Below are 20,631 nucleotides of genomic sequence, written 5' to 3'. Positions count from 1 at the left end.
GTAATTGGATGGCAACATCAACGAAAAAACCGAAAAAAAGAAAACCTCAAAAAAAATTGGTGATCGTGGAATCACCAGCTAAAGCAAAAACAATTGAAAAATATTTAGGCCGTACTTATAAAGTGATGGCCAGTTTAGGTCACGTTCGTGATTTACCGAAAAGTAAAATGGGCGTGGACGTTGAACATGATTACGATCCGCACTATATTTCGATTCGTGGTAAGGGCGATGTCATCAAGGAATTACGCTCAGAAGCCAAAAAAGCCAAGCAAGTTTATCTCGCAGCCGATCCGGACCGTGAAGGTGAATCAATTGCGTGGCATTTGTCACACTTACTTAACCTTGACCCAGAGGCAAAGAATCGAGTAGTGTTCAACGAAATTACGAAAGACGCGGTGAAGGACGCGTTTAAAACACCGCGTAGTATTGATATGGACTTAGTTGACGCTCAACAAGCCCGTCGAATCTTGGACCGCTTAGTGGGTTATTCCATCTCGCCACTGCTCTGGAAAAAAGTTAAAAAGGGCTTAAGTGCTGGCCGAGTGCAATCAATTGCACTTAAACTAATTATTGATCGAGAAGAAGAAATCAAAGCCTTCGTCCCCGAAGAGTATTGGACAATTGATTCGGAATTCAAGATCAAACGGTCTAAGTTTGCCGCCAGTTTTTACGGATTGGCTGGCAAAAAGCACGCGTTACCAGATAATGACGAAGTTCAGTCAGTGCTGGCTAAACTTGACCGAAAGGCGCCATTTGACATTACTAAAGTGACTCGTAAGGAACGGCGTCGTTCACCACAACCACCGTTTACCACCAGTGCGATGCAACAGGAAGCTAACCGTAAATTAAACTTCAGAACGCGTAAAACCATGATGGCTGCCCAACAGCTGTACGAAGGCATTAATATTGGCAAGGAAGGGTCACAAGGGCTGATCACTTACATGCGGACTGATTCGACACGAATCTCGACGATTGCTAAACACGAAGCGTCTTCGTTTATCCATGAGAAGTACGGTGCTGAGTATGCAGCCACTAAACCAATTAAGGGCAAATTGCCAGAAGGCGCACAAGATGCCCATGAAGCAATTCGACCATCATCCGTTTACCGAACGCCGGCTGACTTAAAGCAGTACTTGACGAATGATCAATTCAAACTTTACCAGTTAATCTGGAACCGATTCATGGCCAGTCAGATGACCAATGCAGTCATGGATACCATGGCGGTCACCATTGAGCAAAACGGTGTGACGTTTAAAGCCAACGGTTCAAAGCTAAAGTTCGATGGTTTCTTGAAACTTTATAAGGACGGTAAGGAAAAGGATAACTTGTTACCCGACCTTGCTGAAGGCGATCAGCTTACGCTTGAAAAAACTGACCCAGCGCAACACTTTACCCAGCCACCTGCACGTTATTCTGAAGCTAATTTAATTAAAGCTTTGGAAGAAAACGGTGTTGGCCGACCTTCAACGTATGCACCAACCTTGGATACCATTCAACGCCGTTATTACGTGAAATTGGTGGGTCGGCGCTTTGAACCAACGGAACTTGGCGAAATTGTCAATTCGATTATCCAAGATTACTTCCCAGACATTGTGAACGTTGGGTTCACTGCTGGGTTGGAAAAAGAATTGGATAACATCGAAGAGGGTAACCAAAATTGGGTTAAAGTCGTTGATGATTTCTATCAACCGTTCTCAAAAGAAGTTAGTCACGCGCAAGACACCATTGAAAAAATTCAGATTAAAGATGAGCCGGCTGGTTTTGACTGTGACATCTGTGGTGCCCCAATGGTCATCAAGATGGGTCGCTACGGTAAGTTTTATGCTTGCTCACGGTTCCCCGATTGTCGTAATACCAAGCCAATCGTCAAAGAGATCGGCGTCGTTTGTCCGAAGTGTCACGAAGGCCAAGTGATTGAACGAAAGTCCAAGAAAAACCGTTTATTCTACGGTTGTTCACGTTATCCAGATTGTGATTTTGTCACTTGGGATAAGCCAGTGGGCCGTGATTGTCCAAAGGATGGTCACTTCTTAGTTGAAAAGAAGATTAAGGGTGGCGTTCAGGTCGTTTGTCCAAACGGCGATTATGAAGAACCCGTCCAAAAATAGTTATAAACTTATTAAGTTTGACCAACCTTGACCAAATGTATTGCATCAAGGTTGGTTTTTTGTTAAATTACCATCATGGAGGCGATTTTCATGGCAACACCAGTTGAACTGTTTATCACCTACCTGGAAAGTGAACGTCAATATTCGGTGGATACGGTAACAGCTTATCGCGAAGATCTGGCTGCGTTTCAACAATTCCTGTCGACGACTGATAGTCAGGATGATCTTTTGAAAGTGACAAAATTGGACGTCCAGGTTTATTTAAGTCAGCTTTATGATGAACATAAGGCACGAACGACCATTGCCCGTAAGATTTCCAGCCTTCGAAGTTTTTATGATTTCATGATTAGAGAAGGTCTGCAGAGCAAGAATCCGTTTGCGTACGTTACGTTGAAGAAGCGGCCGGCACCACTGCCACGTTTCTTTTACGAAAAAGAAATGACAGCGCTTTTTCAAGCGGCAGCCGCTAATCCTGATGACCTGTTGGCCAAACGGGATTCAGCCATTCTGGAAGTTCTTTATGGCACTGGCATCCGGGTGAGCGAGTGTTGTCAACTGCAGTTAGTTGATATTGACTTTGACCGCCAGTTAATGTTGATCCATGGTAAAGGTAATAAGGAACGTTACGTACCATTTGGCCATTACGCTAAGGATGCCCTCACTGAGTACATGCAAATGACGCGCCAGCCGCTGATGGCCAAGTATCATAAGGATCATCAAACGGTGTTCATTAACCATTACGGCGATCCAATCACATCAACCGGTATTGAGTACGTTTTAAACCAAATGATTGATCGCTCGACATTAACGGGTGACATTCATCCGCACATGCTGCGACATACGTTTGCCACGCATTTGCTTAATAACGGCGCGGATTTAAGGACGGTGCAAGAATTGCTGGGTCACAGCAGTTTGTCCACCACTCAAATCTACACACACGTGACAAAATCGCAATTGCAGCGCGATTATCGACGTTTCTTTCCAAGAGCCACCCATGATTAAAGAAAGCAGGGGTAATTATGCCAGTAAAATTTGAAGCAACGACTATCGTTGGTGTCCGTCACAATGGTCATAATGCGATGGCCGGTGACGGTCAGGTAACGATGGGCGAAAAAGTGATTATGAAGGGTACGGCACACAAAGTTCGCCGAATTTATAACGATCAAGTTGTCGTCGGCTTTGCCGGTAGTGTCGCCGATGCGTTTAAACTCGAAGAAAAATTTGAAGCGCGCTTAAACGAGTTTAGCGGTAACCTTGAACGGGCTGCAGTTGAACTGGCACAAGATTGGCGTTCTGATCAAAACTTACAAAAGTTAGAAGCCCTTCTAATCGTCATGAACGATAAGGACATGTTGTTAGTTTCCGGTTCTGGTGAAGTGATTGCACCCGACGATGACATTTTAGCCATTGGTTCAGGTGGTAACTTTGCCCAAGCCGCTGCAATGGCCTTGCACCATCATGCACCAGATATGAGTGCCAAAGAAATTGCGGAAACGGCAATTGGCATCGCTGGTGACATCGATATCTTCACCAACCACAACATTATCTCCGAAGAACTCTAAGCAATAGAAAGCAGGGATTGATTTGGACCCAATTACAAAAACACCACGCGAAATCGTATCGTTGCTCGATCAATATGTGATCGGTCAAAATGACGCCAAAAAATCGATATCAATTGCGTTACGAAATCGATATCGGCGTATGCAACTCTCACAGGATATGCAAGATGAAATAACCCCTAAAAACATGTTAATGATTGGACCCACTGGGGTTGGTAAAACTGAATTAGCCAGACGGTTGGCTAAAATCGTGAAGGCGCCATTCGTTAAAGTTGAAGCAACTAAGTTTACCGAAGTAGGTTACGTCGGTGGCGACGTTGAATCAATGGTACGTAACCTGGTTGATGTTTCGATTAAAATGGAAAAAGACGCCCAGTTTGAAACCGTCCGGGCCGAAGCAACCAAGCGTGCCAATAACCGGTTAGTTAAACTGTTAGTCCCGGGTAAAAAACCTAAGCAAAACCAACAGGCTGATTTTTCAAACTTGATGAACATGTTCTCCGAAATGCAAAAGGGTAACATGCCAGCTGCCCAGGAACCAAAAGAAGAGGTCACTGAAGACGTTAAAAACCAGCGTATGTCGGTTTCTGATCAGTTGGCTCACGGCCTACTTGAAAATCAAGAAGTTGAAATTGAAATGGACGATCCACAACAAGCAATGGCGGGCAATAACCCAATGATGAATCAAATGGGGATCGATTTAAGCGATACTTTAGGTCAGATGATGCCGAAAAAACGGGTTAAGCGCAACATGCCAGTTTCTGAAGCACGTGACGTTTTGATTCAAGAAGAGTCTGAGAAGCTCGTTAACGATGGTGATATTAATCACGATGCCATCAAACGGGCTCAGGATACTGGTATCATCTTTATTGATGAAATTGATAAGATCACCTCTAAATCCAAGCAAAATAGCGGTGAAGTCTCCCGTGAAGGGGTTCAACGTGATATTTTACCAATCGTTGAAGGTACCCAGGTTCAAACCAAGTATGGCCCAATTAACACCGACCACATCTTGTTCATTGCCGCCGGTGCGTTTGCTGAGAGTAAACCAAGTGATTTGATTGCTGAGCTTCAAGGTCGTTTCCCAATTCGCGTGGAACTCGAAGAATTGAGCCAAGAAGACTTCGTTAAAATTTTAACGGAGCCAAATAACGCCTTGATCAAGCAATATATTGCGTTGATTGGGACTGATAATGTGAAGGTTACCTTTACAATAGAGGCCATTAACCGAATTGCGGAACTGGCTTATCAACTCAATCATGAAAACCAAAACATTGGTGCAAGACGATTACACACAGTACTCGAAAAGCTGCTGGAAGACCTGCTATACGAAGGGCCTGACATGCAGATGGGTGAGATTACAATCACCGAGAGTTATGTGAATGATAAAATCGGCAACATCGTTAAGAATAAGGATCTTTCAAGGTACATTCTTTAGTGGTAGTGTCGTAGATGTTTGATGAACTAACAATTGACCTAAATCGCTGATTTATTGGAGGCGTTCAGGTCTTTTTTATGTTGTTCTCAGTTTGATTTTTACCCGAATATTTGCGGAAACTTAACTTGCGCCAGGATTGCGGAAAGGTCTATACTAATTAAAACGACATAGATTGGAGCATTTCCGGTGATTGAACTTAAAAACGCAGTCCTAAATGTAAAAATAAATGAACACGGTGCAGAACTAACCAGCGTCGTGAGTGTTGATGATCGAATCGAGTATCTTTGGCAAGCAGACAGCCATTATTGGGGCCGTCACGCGCCCATCTTATTTCCGATTGTCGGTCGATTGAAGGATGACCAATATACAATCGATGGTCAGAATTACCATATGACGCAGCACGGTTTTGCCCGCGACATGGATTTTCACGTTCTTGAACACGATGATGAGCACGTGGTGTTTGAGTTACAGGCTGACGAGCAATCAAAAGCAAAGTACCCCTTTGAGTTTGATTTACGGGTAACCTTTAGTCTTGATGAACACCTGTTATCCGTGCATTACGCGGTTCATAACCCCGCTGACGATACGGTGTTACCGTTCTCGATTGGTGGTCATCCGGCGTTCAATGTGCCCTTAAAACCTGATGAAGGTGGTTTTGAAGATTATACGGTGACAGTTGCGCCACGCAAAGCCTATTCACGTGTGCCACTAGTGGGACCGTATAACGATGTCCAACATGAACAGATCCTTAATTTGACCACGCCAATGGCACTAGATCACGATTTATTCAATGAAGATGCCTTGATTTTGGATTTAGACCATGTTGAGACGACTTTGATGCTGAGTACCCCAGTCAATGACCATGGTGTGGCTTTAACGCTTCAAAATGCACCATACGTGGGTATTTGGTCACCTTACCCTAAGCGAGCACCGTTTGTATGCTTAGAGCCCTGGTGGGGGATTGCAGACAACTTAGAAGCCGATGGTAATTTCATGACCAAAATGGGCATTCACCGCTTAGCACCCCAGTCAACCTTTGATGCCAGTTACCAATTACGCTTTTTCTAAATACGCTAAAAAAGGAGCTATGCCAAAATTCGTTTTGACATAGCTCCGCTTTTGCCTATACACTGTTAGATGTGACCGCATTGTTCAACGGTTTATTTTTGGTGTTGCTGACGTCTCTTATAACCTAAGCCAAACGACACCATGTTTTCGGTACCGTCTTTAATTCGTTTGATATTGGTTCGGTGCCGATAAAAAACAAAAATGGTTAGGCAAACTGCGATAATGGATAAGTACTGGTCATGAATGACAAAGCACAAAATCGTGATAATCGTAAAAGAAACCATTGACGCCAGGCTTACCATACTGGTTAAATAGATAAGGCTGACAAATAATGTTGCCGCGATGACGAACAGGAGGGGATTGTAAGCGAGTAACATTCCCGCACTCGTTGCCACCGCCTTGCCACCCTTAAAGTGGTCAAAGATGGAAACCGTATGACCCAAGATGGCCATGAGACCAAACAATAAGGGTGAAACGGTTGTGATGTGAAACCACAATGGTAATAGCGTGGCGATCGTTCCCTTGGCAAGGTCCAAAATTAACACGGCACTACCGGCAACTGGGCCAAGTACCCGAAAGGTATTGGTCGTACCAATATTACCGGATCCAGCGGTTCGAATATCGGTGTGGAAGAATTGTTTTCCAATCCAGACACCGTTTGGAATTGCGCCTAATAGGTAGGCAAATAATAGTAAAAGTGCGAGTTTCAAATTCGATTCCTCCATTGTGCATGATGACGTGTCACGGCTAATATTTTAGCATGTTTCATGGGATATAACCGAATAATTTTTAAGATCAACCGAATTCACAAGATTCATCAGTATCCGATAGTTGAAAGGAGTCTTTTTGGTGGCGAGTAAAAAGCCGACTTATGATGATTCATCGATCCAGGTGCTAGAAGGGCTTGAAGCTGTTCGTAAGCGCCCCGGGATGTACATTGGTTCTACCGATGGCCGTGGATTACATCATTTAGTTTATGAAATTGTCGATAACGCCGTTGACGAAGCCTTAGCCGGTTTTGGCGATGAGATCAACGTGGTCATTGAAGCTGACAATAGTATTACAGTGACAGACCACGGCCGGGGAATGCCTGTGGGGATGCATGCTTCCGGTAAACCAACCCCTGAAGTGATTTTAACCGTGCTCCATGCCGGTGGGAAATTTGGCCAGGGCGGCTACAAAACCTCTGGCGGTTTACATGGTGTGGGGGCTAGTGTTGTGAACGCGTTGTCCTCAGAACTCACCGTTGAAATTGTTCGTGACGGTAAGTTATATGAACAACAGTTTAAAGATGGTGGTCATCCGGTCACCACGTTGGTTAAAAAGGGGAACACCCGTAAGCCAACTGGCACTAAGATCCACTTCAAACCGGACAGTACCATCTTTACGACCACGGTTTATAACTTTAATACCTTGGCTGAACGGTTACGAGAATCAGCCTTCTTATTAAAAAACGTCAAAATCACACTGACTGATAAACGTCATGATCAAGAACGTGAAGACGTTTATCACTTTAAAGACGGCATCAAGGAATTTGTTGCTTATTTGAACGAAGATAAAGAAACGCTTGGCGACGTGATGTACTTTGATGGTAGCAAACAAGGTGTAGAAGTTGAGGTTGCGGCCCAGTATAACGATGGGTACTCAGAAAACATCTTATCCTTCGTCAACAACGTCCGCACGCCAGATGGTGGGACTCACGAATCTGGTATGAGAAGTGCCTGGACTAAGGCGTTTAACGAGTATGCCCGTAAAGTTGGGCTACTTAAGGATAAGGATAAAAATTTGGAGGGGGCTGACGTTCGTGAAGGCCTTTCTGGCGTGATTTCACTGCGCATTCCAGAAGAGATCCTTCAATTTGAAGGGCAAACCAAAGAAAAATTGGGGACACCAGAAGCCCGGACGATTGTGGATGCCGTTCTTAGCGAGCAGCTTGGTTACTATTTAATGGAAAACGGTGAATTTGCTCAAATGCTGGTTCACAAGTCATTACGCGCACGCTCTGCGCGTGAAGCTGCCCGCAAAGCCCGTGATGAAAGTCGCTCAGGTAAGAAACATAAACGCAAAGAACGGCTTTTGTCTGGTAAATTAACGCCAGCGCAGTCCAAAAACGCTGATAAAAATGAATTGTTCTTAGTCGAGGGTGATTCTGCCGGTGGTTCCGCCAAACAGGGTCGAAACCGAAAGTTTCAGGCCATCCTGCCGTTACGTGGGAAGGTTTTGAATACCGAAAAAGCTAAGCTCGAAGATGTGATGAAAAACGAAGAGCTTAACACCATGATCTATACGATTGGTGCTGGTGTTGGCGCGGAATTTAATATTGAAGATGCTAACTACGATAAAATCATCATCATGACCGATGCCGATGATGATGGCGCCCATATTCAAACGTTGTTGTTAACGTTCTTTTATAAGTATATGCGGCCCATGATCAATGCTGGTCGCGTGTACATTGCCCTACCACCACTGTATATGATTCAAAAGGGTGCGGGTAAGAAGCAAGTCGATGAATACGCTTGGACTGATGATGAGTTAGCCACTAAGACTAAGGGCTTAAAGGGCTATAAGTTACAACGGTTCAAAGGACTTGGTGAAATGGATGCTGAACAACTTTGGGAGACCACCATGAACCCAGATGGGCGGACCCTGGTTCGCGTTCTTATTGATGACGCTGCCCTTGCTGAGCGTCGTGTGACGACGTTAATGGGTGACAAAGTTGAGCCACGTCGAAAGTGGATCGAAGAAAACGTGGCCTTTACCCTTGAAGAAGACGGTAGTATTTTAGACAGTAATTTAGCTAATGCGGCGCATGATGCGTCAAATGAAGACGAATGATGAAAGGGGTGCTTTGAATGGCGGGAACGAAGATACAAGAACTCACGTTAGAAGAAGTGATGAGTGACCGATTTGGTCGTTACTCGAAGTCAATCATTCAAGAACGAGCCCTCCCTGATATTCGCGACGGGCTCAAGCCGGTTCAACGGCGAATTTTATTTGCAATGAATAAGGATGGCAACACCTACGATAAGCCATTCCGTAAGTCAGCTAAGGCAGTTGGTAACGTGATGGGTAATTTTCATCCCCATGGTGATAGCTCGATTTACGAAGCCTTAAACCGTATGAGTCAGGACTGGAAAGTTCGGGAACCACTCGTTGAAATGCACGGGAATAACGGTTCAATGGACGGTGATCCGCCGGCCGCAATGCGGTACACGGAAGCACGACTCAGTAAAATCGCCGGCGAAATGTTACGTGACATCGATAAAGAAACCGTTGATATGGTGTTGAACTTTGATGATACCGAATACGAACCGACTGTTTTACCAGCCAAATTCCCCAATTTACTGGTGAATGGTGCAACTGGTATTTCCGCTGGGTATGCCACGGATATTCCACCGCACAATTTGGGCGAGGTAATCGATGCCTTAATTTATTTATTAGCTCATCCCAACGCCGATTTAGAACAGTTAATGACCTTTGTTAAGGGGCCAGATTTCCCAACTGGTGGTATCTTGCAAGGTCTTGATGGCATTAAAAAAGCCTACCAAACTGGCCGTGGTCGCGTGGTTGTGCGATCTCGAACAGCGATTAAAGAACTTCGGGGCAATAAGCAATTGATTCGGGTCAGTGAAATTCCATACGAAGTGAACAAAGCTGCCTTGGTCAAACGAATTGACGAGCTGCGATTGCTCAAAAAAGTGGATGGGATTTCAGAGGTCCGCGATGAATCTGACCGTGACGGACTATCCATTGCGATTGAGCTTAAACGAGATGTGGATGCAACCGGTATTTTAAACTATTTATTTAAAAATACTGATTTGCAGGTGACCTATAACTTCAACATGGTGGCCATTAACCACCGTCGACCAGAACACGTTGGTTTGAAAACCATCTTGAGTGCTTATCTTGAACATCAACAAGATGTGATTGCCCGTCGGACTCAGTTTGACCTTGACAAAGCGCTTAAACGCCAACACATTGTTGAAGGATTGATCAAGGCCTTGTCAATTCTAGATCAGGTCATCGCAACGATTCGGGCCAGTCATAATCGTAAAGACGCCCGCGATAATTTGATGAGTAGTTACGGCTTTTCTGAGGCCCAGGCCGACGCGATTGTAGCCTTACAGCTTTATCGGTTAACCAATACTGACGTGACCGCACTGGAAAAGGAAGCGGCGGAACTGGCTGACAACATTGCGACTTACAACAAAATTTTAGCTGATCCTAAAGAACTCAACAAAGTCTTGCGTCAGGAATTGCGGGAAATTAACAAACTATACCGCAATGATCGACGAACTGAGATTCAAGCCGAAATCACACCTTTGAAGATTTCAACTGAGGTCATGGTGCCAGATGAAGAAGTCGTTGTGATGGTGAGCCATGATGGCTATTTGAAGCGAAGTGGTATTCGCTCCTATAACGCTTCTGATCCGGAAGATAATGGTCTGAAGGAAGAAGATTATCCAATCTTCACCGAAAAGCTCAGCACGCTGAACCATTTGTACATGTTTACCAATCTCGGTAATCTCATTTACCGACCAGTTCATGAAATTACTGATGCTCGCTGGAAAGATACCGGTGAACACATTTCGCAAACCATTGGCCTGGCTGATAATGAAGAAATCATTGCGACCTATGCGTTTGAGACCCTTAAAGAAGCCGGGGAGTTTTTAATTACGACTTCCGATGGCTATATCAAACGGACAAGTTTTGACAGTCTGTTACCAGGGCGTACTTATAAGTCTCGAGCCATGGTTTTTGAAAAATTAAAGCAGGCGGACGCTCAAGTTGTCAACGTGACTTACCTTGCCAAGCCAATGCAAGCTTCGATTTTGTTGATGTCACGATTGGGTCAAGGCTTACGGTATGATTTTGCTGAAGTATCGGTCAACGGTGCACGTACGACTGGTGTCCGCTCGATGAATCTTGGCGATGGTGACACCGTTGTCAACATGCAACTCGTTAATGACGATGATGTGGTTGCTTTAATTACACAGCGAGGTGCCTTCAAGAAGATGTCAGCCAGTGAAATTCCAGTTACTAGTCGGGCACGAAAGGGTGTTCAAATTCTTCATGCCCTCAAGGCTAAACCACATGAAGTCGTTGATTTCATTAAATTAACCGATGCTGAGGCACCGTTAGAGGTCATTACGGACCGATGCAAAGTTCACGATATTTTACCGGCAGAACATCCGCTCAATAACCGTTATTCTAATGGTTCCTTCGTGATTGATACAGAATCCGAGGGTGTCCCAGAAAGCCTTCGTCAAAAACCAATTATCTTAACATTATCTTAATTTTTATTAGCGTTTGGTTATTTTCGAATTACAATAATTGCGTAATTGCTTAAAGATGGTTATTATAGCTGTGATAATAAAACCTTAAGAACAAATCCATTAGGAGGCTTTCCCCAATGAAAAGTAAACAAGAAAGTATCTTCTCCTCGAAGACACTCACCTACTTTTTGCAATTATCTGAGACGATGAATTACACTCAGGCTGCTCAGATTCTTGGCATCACACAACCCGCATTAACGCAACAAATTAAAAAGCTCGAACGGACAGTTGGCGCTCGGTTATTTTACTCGGTTGGTAAAAAACTTCGGTTGACCGATGCTGGCTACACAATGTTGGACGCTACGCATCGCATTTACGACGTTTTAAACGAAGCCGCTGATGAGATTCAACAATCAACGAGTGCAACCCAAGGCGACATCAACATTGGCTTGCTTGCTTCAGTTGAAGATAGCGTATTTGAGGACTTTACCATTCAGTCATATCGCGAGAACCCTGACGTTAAAATTACGTTGCACATGCTGACTCGTAAAGAAATTTGGGATAAGCTAGAGAATAACCAAATTGATTTGGCGATTATGTATCTACCTGATGAATCCATTAAAAACTGGAAACCATATGAATCAAAGCGAATCATCAGTGATGACTTGTTATTCATTCACCATGATGAAAAATTAAGCAAGAAGAAGCGTATCAAGTTTGCGGACACGCCTAATCGACCATGGACCACGTATCCGACGAACTACTACTTAAGTCACGTCATGCGTGAAGCTTACAAGAATGCGATGGTCGATATGCCAACCAGCGTTGCTCAATTTACGACGCCAGAGCAACTGTTACGCTTTTCTAAGCAGACAGGCGCTTACACCGCATTACCAAACTCATTTGTGGTGGGTCAAGGCGAACAACCGGATACTTGGACTGCGCGCTTCGAACCTAACATTCGTTTCGAACTCGCATTCGTCTTCCGGTCTGGTAAGGATAAAATCCCACGTATCGGCCACTTTTTAGCACAATTTGATCAATATCTTAAAACCAAAGATTATTTGGCCCGTTTACAAGAAATTGAACAAAATAAATAGTATTATTAAAGGGTAAAGTCATATTTGAGGAGCGATAAGTTTATGTCAAAGGAACTTGTTTTTGGACACAAAAATCCTGATACAGATGCAATTGTTGCAGCTAAGGCCTACGCCTACCTGCAATCCAAGTTAGGTTACGATGTTGAGGCCGTTGCCTTGGGCGAACCTAACATGGAAACGAACTTTGTTTTAAACCACTTTAATGAACCAACACCACGGGTTGTTAAGACGGTGGCTAATGAAGTTGATGCTGTGATGCTCGTTGATCACAACGAACCACAACAAAGTGCTGATGATATTGCTGACGTGACAGTTACCCACGTGGTTGACCATCACCGAATTGCTGGTTTCAATACTGCAGCACCACTTTACTACACTGCTCAACCAGTTGGTTGTACCAGCACAATTTTAACCAACATGTTCGCTGCAAACGAAGTTGAAATTCCAGCCCAACTTGCAGGCTTAATGTTATCTGCCATCATTTCAGATACATTATTATTGCAATCACCAACCACCACTGATAAAGATCGCGAAGCAGTGAAGGCTTTAGCTGAAATTGCTGATGTTGATTATCAATCATATGGTATCGAAATGTTAAAGGCTGGCACTAACTTAGCTGCTAAGAGTGACGCTGAATTAGTTGCTGCTGACGCCAAGTCATTTACGATGGCTGGCAAGAACGTTCGTATCGACCAAATCAACACGGTTGACTTAAATGATGTTATTAGCCGTGAAGCGGGCATCAAGCAAGCTATGGCTGATGAGAGCGCTAAAGAAGGCTATGACTTATTCTTAGTATTGGCCACTAACGTTTTGGATAGTAACTCAGAACTGTTCGTTGTGGGTGAACCTAAAGCCGTTGTCGAAAAAGCCTTTAATACAACTTTGAAAGATGATCGTGCTAGTTTACCTGGCGTTGTATCACGTAAGAAGCAAGTGGTACCACCATTACAAACTGCTTTTGAAGGTTAATTTTTCAACACGGAAGAGTACTGTGGCAATTTGCTACGGTACTTTTTTTATGCATCAAGTCTGGTTCAGATTAAGACAGACGGTAAAAAGGAGACTCACAAATGAAAGTATTGATTGCGCCGGATTCATTCAAAGGTGGTTTAACGGCCAAGCAGGCTGCTGACGCTATTGAAGTAGGCGTGTTACGGGCGATGCCTCAGGCTGAGTGCGTTAAAATTCCGATGGCGGACGGCGGTGAAGGGACAGTTTCTTCATTAGTTGAGGCGAATCATGGTGAATTGAGACACGCGGAAGTGACGGGTCCGCTTGGGAAACCAGTTAAAGCAACGTATGGTTTACTTGATAACGGCCAAACCGCAGTGATTGAAATGGCTCAAGCCAGTGGGTTGCAATACGTAGATGGTAGTTCGATCCAAGCCGGACAGGCCACAACTTTTGGAACCGGTGAATTAATGTTGGCTGCGCTTGATGCTGGTGCGCGACGTCTTATCTTAGGGTTGGGTGGCAGTGCCACAACTGATGGTGGGGCAGGGATGGCCCAAGCCTTAGGTGTCCACCTTCGTAATCAAGCTGGTGATGAAATTGGGTTTGGTGGTATCGCACTCGCGCAACTTGATTCAATCGATATGACCACAATTGATCCAAGGATTGCAAAAGCTGACTTGCTGATTGCTTCAGATGTGACCAATCCATTAACTGGTCCGAATGGTGCAGCGTATATGTTTAGTCAGCAAAAGGGGGCCGATGCGCAACTGCAGCAACAATTAGATCAAAATTTGGCTCACTATGCAGACATCATTGCACAAGCACTTCAGATTGACGTTCGCAATATCCCCGGCGCTGGCGCTGCTGGTGGACTGGGCGCGGGATTGTTCAGCTTTACGCCTGGCCAAATCAGACCAGGCGTCGCTTTGGTGCTTGAAATGACCAAATTAAGGCAAAAAGCGGCCAACGTTGATTTGGTCTTTACGGGAGAGGGGCGAATTGATGAGCAAACTCAATTTGGCAAGACACCATTCGGCGTTGCACTGGCAGCCAAGCAAGCTGCGCCAACTGCGCCAGTTGTTGCGTTAGCTGGATCAGTTGGGCCAACAACTGGTGTGATTCGACCAGACGGCATTGATGCGGTATTTGCCATCTTACCAGGAGTTGAAACATTACCGGTTGCTATCGCTAAAGCTGCTGAAAACTTAACTCGGACAGCAGAAAACATCACCAGATTGGTCATCGCTAAACCTTAAACTTGTCAGTAATTGCAAATGCGGTATACTAGATTTATTAAGTTGTGTACAATTTAATAAATCTAGTTTTTATTTGATAAATCAAGGAGTTGGTAAAATGGCAACTAATCAAAAACCAAGTGATGCAGAATTAAAACAACGCTTGTCCAAGGCGGCCTATGAGGTCACGCAGCATGCAGCAACTGAAGCGCCGTTTAGTGGCCAGTACGATCAGTTTGATGAACCCGGTTTGTACGTTGATATCGTTAGCGGTGAACCGTTGTTTAGTTCACTTGATAAGTATGATGCCGGCTGTGGCTGGCCATCCTTTACAAAGCCAATTGCAAAGGATGCGCTGTCTGAGAGTTTAGATACTTCTCATGGAATGTTGCGTCAGGAGGTTCGATCACGTGAAGCAACGTCTCATTTAGGCCACGTTTTTACTGACGGGCCGCAAGCTGCCGGTGGACTTCGGTACTGTATTAACAGTGCTGCTTTGAAATTTATCCCGTTGGCAGACCTTGAAACTGCCGGTTATGGTCAGTACAAGTCTTTGTTTGAGCCGTAAGCAGGTAAACTTTAAGAAAAGCGGTTGCAAAAACGTGTCACATATCGAATAATAGACCTTGAAGACTATTTGAGGAGTTGTTTGGTTTGTATAAAAAAACGGCAATTACATCTTGGATCACCGCAATCTGTTTGTGTCTAGTGACAGTCATAACCGCGATTAGTCAGCATCACGTTACGTATCAAGTTTTGATTAGTATTATCAGTTATTTAGGTGTGTACGCAATCTCGTTGTATTTGTCGAAGAGTAATTCAACTGAGAAGATCATTTTAACGTTGGTTAACATCTTGGCGGTGATTTTGTTGGCTGGCATGGCATACAGCGCTGTGATGAAATATCATGGTCTGTTGATGGTCAGCATGGTGATGATTAGTTTAATTGGTGTCATTGCAGCCGTATTTGCCATTTGGTATAATAATAAGTTTAAAAAAGCCAATTCAGAAAGTTAATTTAATTTAATTTAATTGAATGTTTGGATTGAAAGCCACGTCGGTAAAAGCGACGTGGCTTTTTGTGTCATCGTACCAAAGTGTGATGACACAAAATAAAATATGGTAGATAAATAAGGGCTGGATTTTATCGAGAAACACTACTTTGAATAATATATATTATGTAAAGTAGAGATAAAAAACGTAATATTCGCTCAAACACATACCCCCTTCATGATTATTACCGAATTACTTGAGCCAAGTTGATTGAATCTGATGAAGTTCAAAAACCAATCAAATAATGATTGAGCTGAACTGGTGACACTAATCTTGGGTCATGATGCTAGACTATCCTTTGTCTTGTTGATTCTTGATGCTACTTTGCATTTGTTAGTCAAATTAGACCCAATATTTAATTTAACTGTAAATTCGTACAATACAGATAACCATTTTATACAGATAACCATTTTATGTTGAATTGCTGACAGTCGCATTTTAACGATAACTGATGCGTTTCACTATCTGAAATGAGCTCAGAATACGTTTCTGAGGATCATGATGTAAAAAGCTGCGGTAAATCAGTGTTTAGTCGATAATCTTTTGTACTTGACATCGTTGATTGAAAAAAGGTTCAGTCCGTTATCAGCTGAACAAGTAATCTCATGTGTAAACATGTTGCAAAATTGGGTGCGAATCATGCTACTGAGGTCGTTTCAATGAGCAAGACGTGCGACGCTGTTCATTCCGTTTAATATTGATGTGATTGGCTATTATTGAGTTCAGTTGTAGTGTTAACCATCAGCCATGAAATTCACACGACTAAATTACTGGATTGCAAATTAAACCCCAAATTTTGCAATGCAATCGAATTTGATCAAAACGTTGCTATCGTGCGGTTTAGAGCTTCTGGGAATCGTTCCAACACGATGCTGTATGAATTTACCGGTATTTCTTCAGTTTTTCGCCACTATTTTTGTAAATTTATCTTGTTTAGTTGTTAAAGACGGCATGTGACTGGGATAATGAAGGGCCCCTCTCAAGAAAAAAGCAACCCCCTCAGTACTTAAAGCTGTGAGAGGGTTGCTTTTTCTTGAGAGGAATCTGTTAAAAAAAATAAACTTAATAAAACCAATATTTTATTAAGTTTAACTCTAACCTTTTTTCAGTTGAATTTTTGACCATTCGATTTGACGTTGCCGATAATAATACTGTTGATCTTTTTCAGAGATTGGTCGCATCACTTTGCACGGATTGCCAACAGCAACTACATTGGCCGGGAGATCTTTTGTGACGACACTCCCTGCCCCAACGACCGTGTTTTCACCAATGGTCACCCCTGGTAGTACGATGACCCCTGCTCCTAGCCAGCAGTTTGACCCAATGTGGACTGGTAAATTATATTGATATTCTTGTTCACGCAATGCTGGTAACACTGGGTGCCCCGCTGTTGCAATGGTGACGTTAGGACCAATCATAGTATGGTCACCAACGTAAATATGAGTATCATCCACCGCCGTAAAATTAAAGTTAGCATAAATATAATTGCCAAAATGAACATGATGGCCACCCCAATTTGCATGGAACGGTGATTCAATATAACATCCTTCACCGAGGTCACCAAAAAGCTGTTCCATGAGGCGTTGACGTTGATCGCTATCACTTGGCCGTAGCTGATTGAAATCGTAAAGCAAATTCAAATAATAATTTTGTTCTTTCAAAATTTCTGGATCAGTTGGTAGGTAAAGTTCACCGTTATGTTGCGCAGAAGCCATGACAAAGTCCCTCCTAATACGTGTTGTAGCCATTATACCAGAATTGTAACCGCTATCATAATGACCGCTTTTTCTACAAAAAAGCACGCCACACGTAAATCGTGCGAAGCGCGCTAATTTTTTAAAGTTTGACGTTTAGTTAATCAGACAATCACGTTACTTTGATGCACTGTCGATGTTACTCAGGGCTTCAAAGTCAGCCTCACTGAGTTCAATGTTTTGAGCATCAATGTTTTGAATGACGTGTTCAGATGAAGCAGTTCCCGGAATCGGTAGAATTACATCAGCCCGTTTAAGTAGCCATGCCAAGGCAATTTGAGCTGGTGATGCTTGATATTTTGTGGCAATCGTAGACAACGTGTCACCCTCAGTTAATTGACCAGTGGCCAGTGGGAACCAAGGAATAAAGGCAATATGATTGGCTTGTGCGTAATCTAAAACGGCTTCGTCAGCACGATCAATCAAGTTATAGCGATTTTGAACAGACACAATTGGAGCGACCTGTTGCGCTGCTTGCAATTGTTCTACGGAGACTTGACTTAGCCCAATGTGCTTGATTTTGCCTTCTTGTTGTAATTTAGCTAATTCGCCCACTTGTTCTTCAATCGTAAAGTTGGGGTCAATTCGGTGCAACTGCAGTAAATCAATGTGATCAAGTCCCAAGGTAAATAGGTTCATTTCAACTTGCTGCCGTAAATAAGCAGGATTGCCCAGTTCAGTCCAGATGTTTGGTCCTTGTCTGGTAAAGCCAACTTTAGTTGCCACCATGACGTGATGATTTGGCCGGGCTACTAACGCCTGTTTCAAGTACTCGTTAGCGAATAATGGCCCATATGAATCGGCGGTATCAATGAAGTTTACGCCGTGATCAATGGCGGTTGTAATCACGTCAACCGCGTTTTGAGGATCAGTTGATGGGCCCCAAACGCCTTTACCAGGTAATTGCATCGTGCCGTAACCCAAACGGTTCACGGTTAAATCTGAATCAAATGTAAAAGTTGTTGTCATTTAATGTCGCCTGCTTTCTCGTGAATATGCCCAGTTTATTACTTAGAGTCCACTCTAGGTCAAGCATTTAGACTTCAAATTAATCAATCATCACGACACAGTGATTAAGCCAATCACCTGCTGCAGTGCCGTATCAAAGCTACTTTTTGCTGGCACGGGTGATCCGTGAAATAAGCCCCAAAGTTCATTTTGAACGAATCCGAAAATGAAGGCTCGAAATAATCGTGAATAATTGATCACGTCCGTTTCGTTTTGGGTAAATGGTCGAATTAACCGTTTTAATAAGGCAATTAAATCCCGAAAATGCTCATAGGCGACTGATTGATGCTGATAATCGATACCACCGAAAGCCAGTCGCGTCATTTCGGGCTGTGCTAATAGATGATGATAGAGTTGCTCACCGTACACCATGAGGGCTTCTTGACCAGCCACACCAACCAGTTGTGCACTAATTTGAGATGTCAGGTGGTCTAAGAAGTCAACGATAAGGCTAACCTTGAGCGCTTCTTTACTTTTGAAGTACGGGTACATGGCTTGTGGTTTAACACCCAGATTGGTTGCAACTCGGCTAAAACTTAGCTGTTCCGCACCATTCTCGTTGATGAGTTGCATCGCGGTTTGTTTAATTTTAGCTGCCGATAAATTTCGCTTTTGAACCATTTTATCACTCACTTGCATTTTATTAGGAATAAGACTATTATTACCATTTGTAAATTAAATTTACAATGATTAATTTACGAAAAGGCTTACACTTTATTTTAGCAATTATTAATCATAATGTCCGAATTATTACGCCGCTTTCGTAGGGCGTCTTTATTTGTGAATAGATCTGTTTGGCAGTTAAGGAGAGGAATATCAATATGGATGAAGCACACAGGGAAAAAAGTCCCTGGAAAAGAAATTTAGCGATTCTTTGGGGATGTACCTTCATTGCAGGGATTGCATTTAGTGAAATTATGCCCTTTATGTCATTATATGTCAGCGAATTGGGCAACTTTACTAAGGCTCAAGTATCATTTTACAGTGGGTTAGTTTACGCAGCCACATTTTTGGTAACGGCGATTGTTTCGCCAATTTGGGGTGCATTAGCCGATCGTAAAGGTCGCAAAATCATGTTGATTCGTGCCTCGTTCGGGATGGCTACCGCGATGTTTTTGATGGGCTTAGTTTCAAACGTTTGGCAATTACTCGCATTACGGGCCCTACAAGGGTTATTTTCCGGTTATATCTCAAATGCACAAGCATTGATTGCTTCCCAAACGCCACGTGACCATAGCGGTAAGGCGTTGGGAACCTTAGTCACTGGTTCCACGTCTGGGATGCTGATGGGGCCAATTATCGGTGGTGCGTTAGCAGAAGTTTTCTCAATTCGAGATACGTTTTTCATCACGGCGACCTTATTGGTCATCGCGGGCATTTTATCTGCCGTTTTTGTGACCGAGTATTTTGTCCCGGTTAAGCGCACCAAATCGGGTGATCAGCAAGGGCACCTGTTGGGCGGCTTACTGAGTCAGTTTGAGAAGCCTAAATTAATCATTGTATTACTGTTCTCAACGATGTTTGTTCAATTAGGCAACACTTCAATTGCACCGATTATTAGTCTGTACGTTAAAGAGCTGATGCACAATGCTGGTCCGGTGGCGTTTGTGGCGGGTATTATTGCCGCTTTACCCGGTATCTCCAATATTTTGGCTGCTCCCCGTTTAGGCGCTTATGGTGATTCTAACGGCTCTAGTAAAGTTTTGATGGCTGGCTACTTATTTGCCACGATTATGTACATCCCACAAGGTTTTGTCACTAGTATTTGGGTGTTGGGTTTTCTCCGTCTGATGATTGGTATCTCTGATGGGGCCCTCTTCCCTACGATTCAGACGCTATTAACCAAAAACGCCCCAGTTACCGCGACTTCCGCAATTTTTTCGTGGAATCAATCCTTCCAAGCACTTGGTAACATGTTTGGCTCGTTACTGGGTGGTTCGCTGGCCGGACTATTTGGTTACAATGTGGTGTTTATCTCCACGGCCTGCTTGTTAATGATCAACTTCTTGATGCTCTGGATTACCCAACCATCGTTACGAATCAAGTTTCGGCGGACGGTTTAGTCACCAGAATTG

Annotated in this window: 17 protein-coding genes; 13 read left to right on the top strand and 4 right to left on the bottom strand. The window is 43.6% G+C overall.

The window, feature by feature from the left end; translation table 11 throughout:
• The first annotated feature begins 8 nt into the window (after positions 1 to 8).
• From topA to FD04_RS06990, 5 genes are all read left to right on the top strand, one after another.
• Positions 9 to 2,108 (top strand): type I DNA topoisomerase, encoded by a 2,100-nt coding sequence (gene topA / locus FD04_RS07010; RefSeq protein WP_056947907.1) that lies wholly within the window; start codon positions 9 to 11, stop codon positions 2,106 to 2,108.
• A 90-nt stretch (positions 2,109 to 2,198) separates the two neighbouring features.
• Positions 2,199 to 3,110: a tyrosine recombinase XerC gene (xerC, locus tag FD04_RS07005; protein ID WP_156660414.1), complete on the top strand. Its 912-nt coding sequence runs from the start codon at positions 2,199 to 2,201 to the stop codon at positions 3,108 to 3,110.
• 17 nt (positions 3,111 to 3,127) lie between these two features.
• Positions 3,128 to 3,670, top strand: a complete 543-nt coding sequence (hslV, locus tag FD04_RS07000; RefSeq protein WP_056947905.1) for an ATP-dependent protease subunit HslV — start codon at positions 3,128 to 3,130, stop codon at positions 3,668 to 3,670.
• Positions 3,671 to 3,692: 22 nt separating this feature from the next.
• Entirely contained in the window at positions 3,693 to 5,105 is a 1,413-nt protein-coding gene (gene hslU / locus FD04_RS06995; protein ID WP_056947902.1) for an ATP-dependent protease ATPase subunit HslU, read from the top strand.
• A 186-nt stretch (positions 5,106 to 5,291) separates the two neighbouring features.
• Positions 5,292 to 6,173 (top strand): aldose 1-epimerase family protein, encoded by an 882-nt coding sequence (locus FD04_RS06990; RefSeq protein WP_056947900.1) that lies wholly within the window; start codon positions 5,292 to 5,294, stop codon positions 6,171 to 6,173.
• A 92-nt stretch (positions 6,174 to 6,265) separates the two neighbouring features.
• Here the strand turns inward: FD04_RS06990 and plsY are convergent, their stop codons facing one another.
• The gene (gene plsY / locus FD04_RS06985; RefSeq protein WP_056947898.1) at positions 6,266 to 6,898 is read right to left on the bottom strand and encodes a glycerol-3-phosphate 1-O-acyltransferase PlsY; all 633 of its coding nucleotides are present in this window, start codon (positions 6,896 to 6,898) and stop codon (positions 6,266 to 6,268) included.
• A 124-nt stretch (positions 6,899 to 7,022) separates the two neighbouring features.
• Between plsY and parE the strand changes: the two genes are divergently transcribed.
• From parE to FD04_RS06950, 7 genes are all read left to right on the top strand, one after another.
• Positions 7,023 to 9,008 carry a DNA topoisomerase IV subunit B gene (parE, locus tag FD04_RS06980; protein ID WP_056947896.1) on the top strand — a complete coding sequence of 662 codons (1,986 nt, stop codon included), beginning with the start codon at positions 7,023 to 7,025 and terminating at the stop codon, positions 9,006 to 9,008.
• A gap of 17 nt (positions 9,009 to 9,025) precedes the next feature.
• Complete coding sequence (parC, locus tag FD04_RS06975; RefSeq protein WP_056947894.1) at positions 9,026 to 11,470, top strand: DNA topoisomerase IV subunit A; 2,445 nt, start codon at positions 9,026 to 9,028, stop codon at positions 11,468 to 11,470.
• A 116-nt stretch (positions 11,471 to 11,586) separates the two neighbouring features.
• On the top strand, positions 11,587 to 12,549 hold the full coding sequence (locus tag FD04_RS06970) for a LysR family transcriptional regulator (RefSeq protein WP_056947892.1): 963 nt from the start codon (positions 11,587 to 11,589) through the stop codon (positions 12,547 to 12,549).
• A 42-nt stretch (positions 12,550 to 12,591) separates the two neighbouring features.
• Positions 12,592 to 13,521: a manganese-dependent inorganic pyrophosphatase gene (locus FD04_RS06965; protein ID WP_056947891.1), complete on the top strand. Its 930-nt coding sequence runs from the start codon at positions 12,592 to 12,594 to the stop codon at positions 13,519 to 13,521.
• Between the two features lie 101 nt (positions 13,522 to 13,622).
• Positions 13,623 to 14,762, top strand: coding sequence for a glycerate kinase family protein (locus tag FD04_RS06960; protein WP_056947889.1), 1,140 nt, complete (start codon positions 13,623 to 13,625; stop codon positions 14,760 to 14,762).
• Positions 14,763 to 14,859: 97 nt separating this feature from the next.
• The gene (gene msrB / locus FD04_RS06955) at positions 14,860 to 15,309 is read left to right on the top strand and encodes a peptide-methionine (R)-S-oxide reductase MsrB (RefSeq protein ID WP_054702126.1); all 450 of its coding nucleotides are present in this window, start codon (positions 14,860 to 14,862) and stop codon (positions 15,307 to 15,309) included.
• Positions 15,310 to 15,395: 86 nt separating this feature from the next.
• On the top strand, positions 15,396 to 15,758 hold the full coding sequence (locus FD04_RS06950; RefSeq protein ID WP_056947887.1) for a hypothetical protein: 363 nt from the start codon (positions 15,396 to 15,398) through the stop codon (positions 15,756 to 15,758).
• A 1,130-nt stretch (positions 15,759 to 16,888) separates the two neighbouring features.
• Here FD04_RS06950 and FD04_RS06945 read toward each other — a convergent pair.
• The 3 genes from FD04_RS06945 to FD04_RS06935 all read right to left on the bottom strand — a co-directional run bounded on the left by FD04_RS06945 (position 16,889) and on the right by FD04_RS06935 (position 19,177).
• Entirely contained in the window at positions 16,889 to 17,509 is a 621-nt protein-coding gene (locus FD04_RS06945; protein WP_056947886.1) for a sugar O-acetyltransferase, read from the bottom strand.
• 156 nt (positions 17,510 to 17,665) lie between these two features.
• Positions 17,666 to 18,517: an aldo/keto reductase gene (locus tag FD04_RS06940; protein WP_054702135.1), complete on the bottom strand. Its 852-nt coding sequence runs from the start codon at positions 18,515 to 18,517 to the stop codon at positions 17,666 to 17,668.
• A 90-nt stretch (positions 18,518 to 18,607) separates the two neighbouring features.
• Positions 18,608 to 19,177 carry a TetR/AcrR family transcriptional regulator gene (locus tag FD04_RS06935; protein ID WP_054702226.1) on the bottom strand — a complete coding sequence of 190 codons (570 nt, stop codon included), beginning with the start codon at positions 19,175 to 19,177 and terminating at the stop codon, positions 18,608 to 18,610.
• Between the two features lie 200 nt (positions 19,178 to 19,377).
• Between FD04_RS06935 and FD04_RS06930 the strand changes: the two genes are divergently transcribed.
• A complete protein-coding gene (locus tag FD04_RS06930) occupies positions 19,378 to 20,619 on the top strand; it encodes an MFS transporter (protein WP_056947884.1) in 1,242 nt (413 codons plus the stop codon).
• The last annotated feature ends 12 nt before the right edge of the window (positions 20,620 to 20,631 follow it).

The organism is Secundilactobacillus odoratitofui DSM 19909 = JCM 15043, assembly GCF_001434895.1.
GTDB lineage: Bacteria > Bacillota > Bacilli > Lactobacillales > Lactobacillaceae > Secundilactobacillus > Secundilactobacillus odoratitofui.
Note: the sequence above shows the minus strand (reverse complement) of the source record. Positions and strands in the feature narration are given on the sequence as shown.

What these genes read in the sequence shown, in the direction of transcription:
- topA (WP_056947907.1), top strand. Translation starts at nt 9, where the DNA reads ATGGCAACATCAACGAAAAAACCGAAAAAAAGAAAACCTCAAAAAAAA.
- xerC (WP_156660414.1), top strand. Translation starts at nt 2,199, where the DNA reads ATGGCAACACCAGTTGAACTGTTTATCACCTACCTGGAAAGTGAACGT.
- hslV (WP_056947905.1), top strand. Translation starts at nt 3,128, where the DNA reads ATGCCAGTAAAATTTGAAGCAACGACTATCGTTGGTGTCCGTCACAAT.
- plsY (WP_056947898.1), bottom strand. Translation starts at nt 6,898, where the DNA reads ATGGAGGAATCGAATTTGAAACTCGCACTTTTACTATTATTTGCCTAC.
- parC (WP_056947894.1), top strand. Translation starts at nt 9,026, where the DNA reads ATGGCGGGAACGAAGATACAAGAACTCACGTTAGAAGAAGTGATGAGT.
- FD04_RS06970 (WP_056947892.1), top strand. Translation starts at nt 11,587, where the DNA reads ATGAAAAGTAAACAAGAAAGTATCTTCTCCTCGAAGACACTCACCTAC.
- FD04_RS06965 (WP_056947891.1), top strand. Translation starts at nt 12,592, where the DNA reads ATGTCAAAGGAACTTGTTTTTGGACACAAAAATCCTGATACAGATGCA.
- FD04_RS06960 (WP_056947889.1), top strand. Translation starts at nt 13,623, where the DNA reads ATGAAAGTATTGATTGCGCCGGATTCATTCAAAGGTGGTTTAACGGCC.
- msrB (WP_054702126.1), top strand. Translation starts at nt 14,860, where the DNA reads ATGGCAACTAATCAAAAACCAAGTGATGCAGAATTAAAACAACGCTTG.
- FD04_RS06945 (WP_056947886.1), bottom strand. Translation starts at nt 17,509, where the DNA reads ATGGCTTCTGCGCAACATAACGGTGAACTTTACCTACCAACTGATCCA.
- FD04_RS06940 (WP_054702135.1), bottom strand. Translation starts at nt 18,517, where the DNA reads ATGACAACAACTTTTACATTTGATTCAGATTTAACCGTGAACCGTTTG.
- FD04_RS06935 (WP_054702226.1), bottom strand. Translation starts at nt 19,177, where the DNA reads ATGGTTCAAAAGCGAAATTTATCGGCAGCTAAAATTAAACAAACCGCG.
- FD04_RS06930 (WP_056947884.1), top strand. Translation starts at nt 19,378, where the DNA reads ATGGATGAAGCACACAGGGAAAAAAGTCCCTGGAAAAGAAATTTAGCG.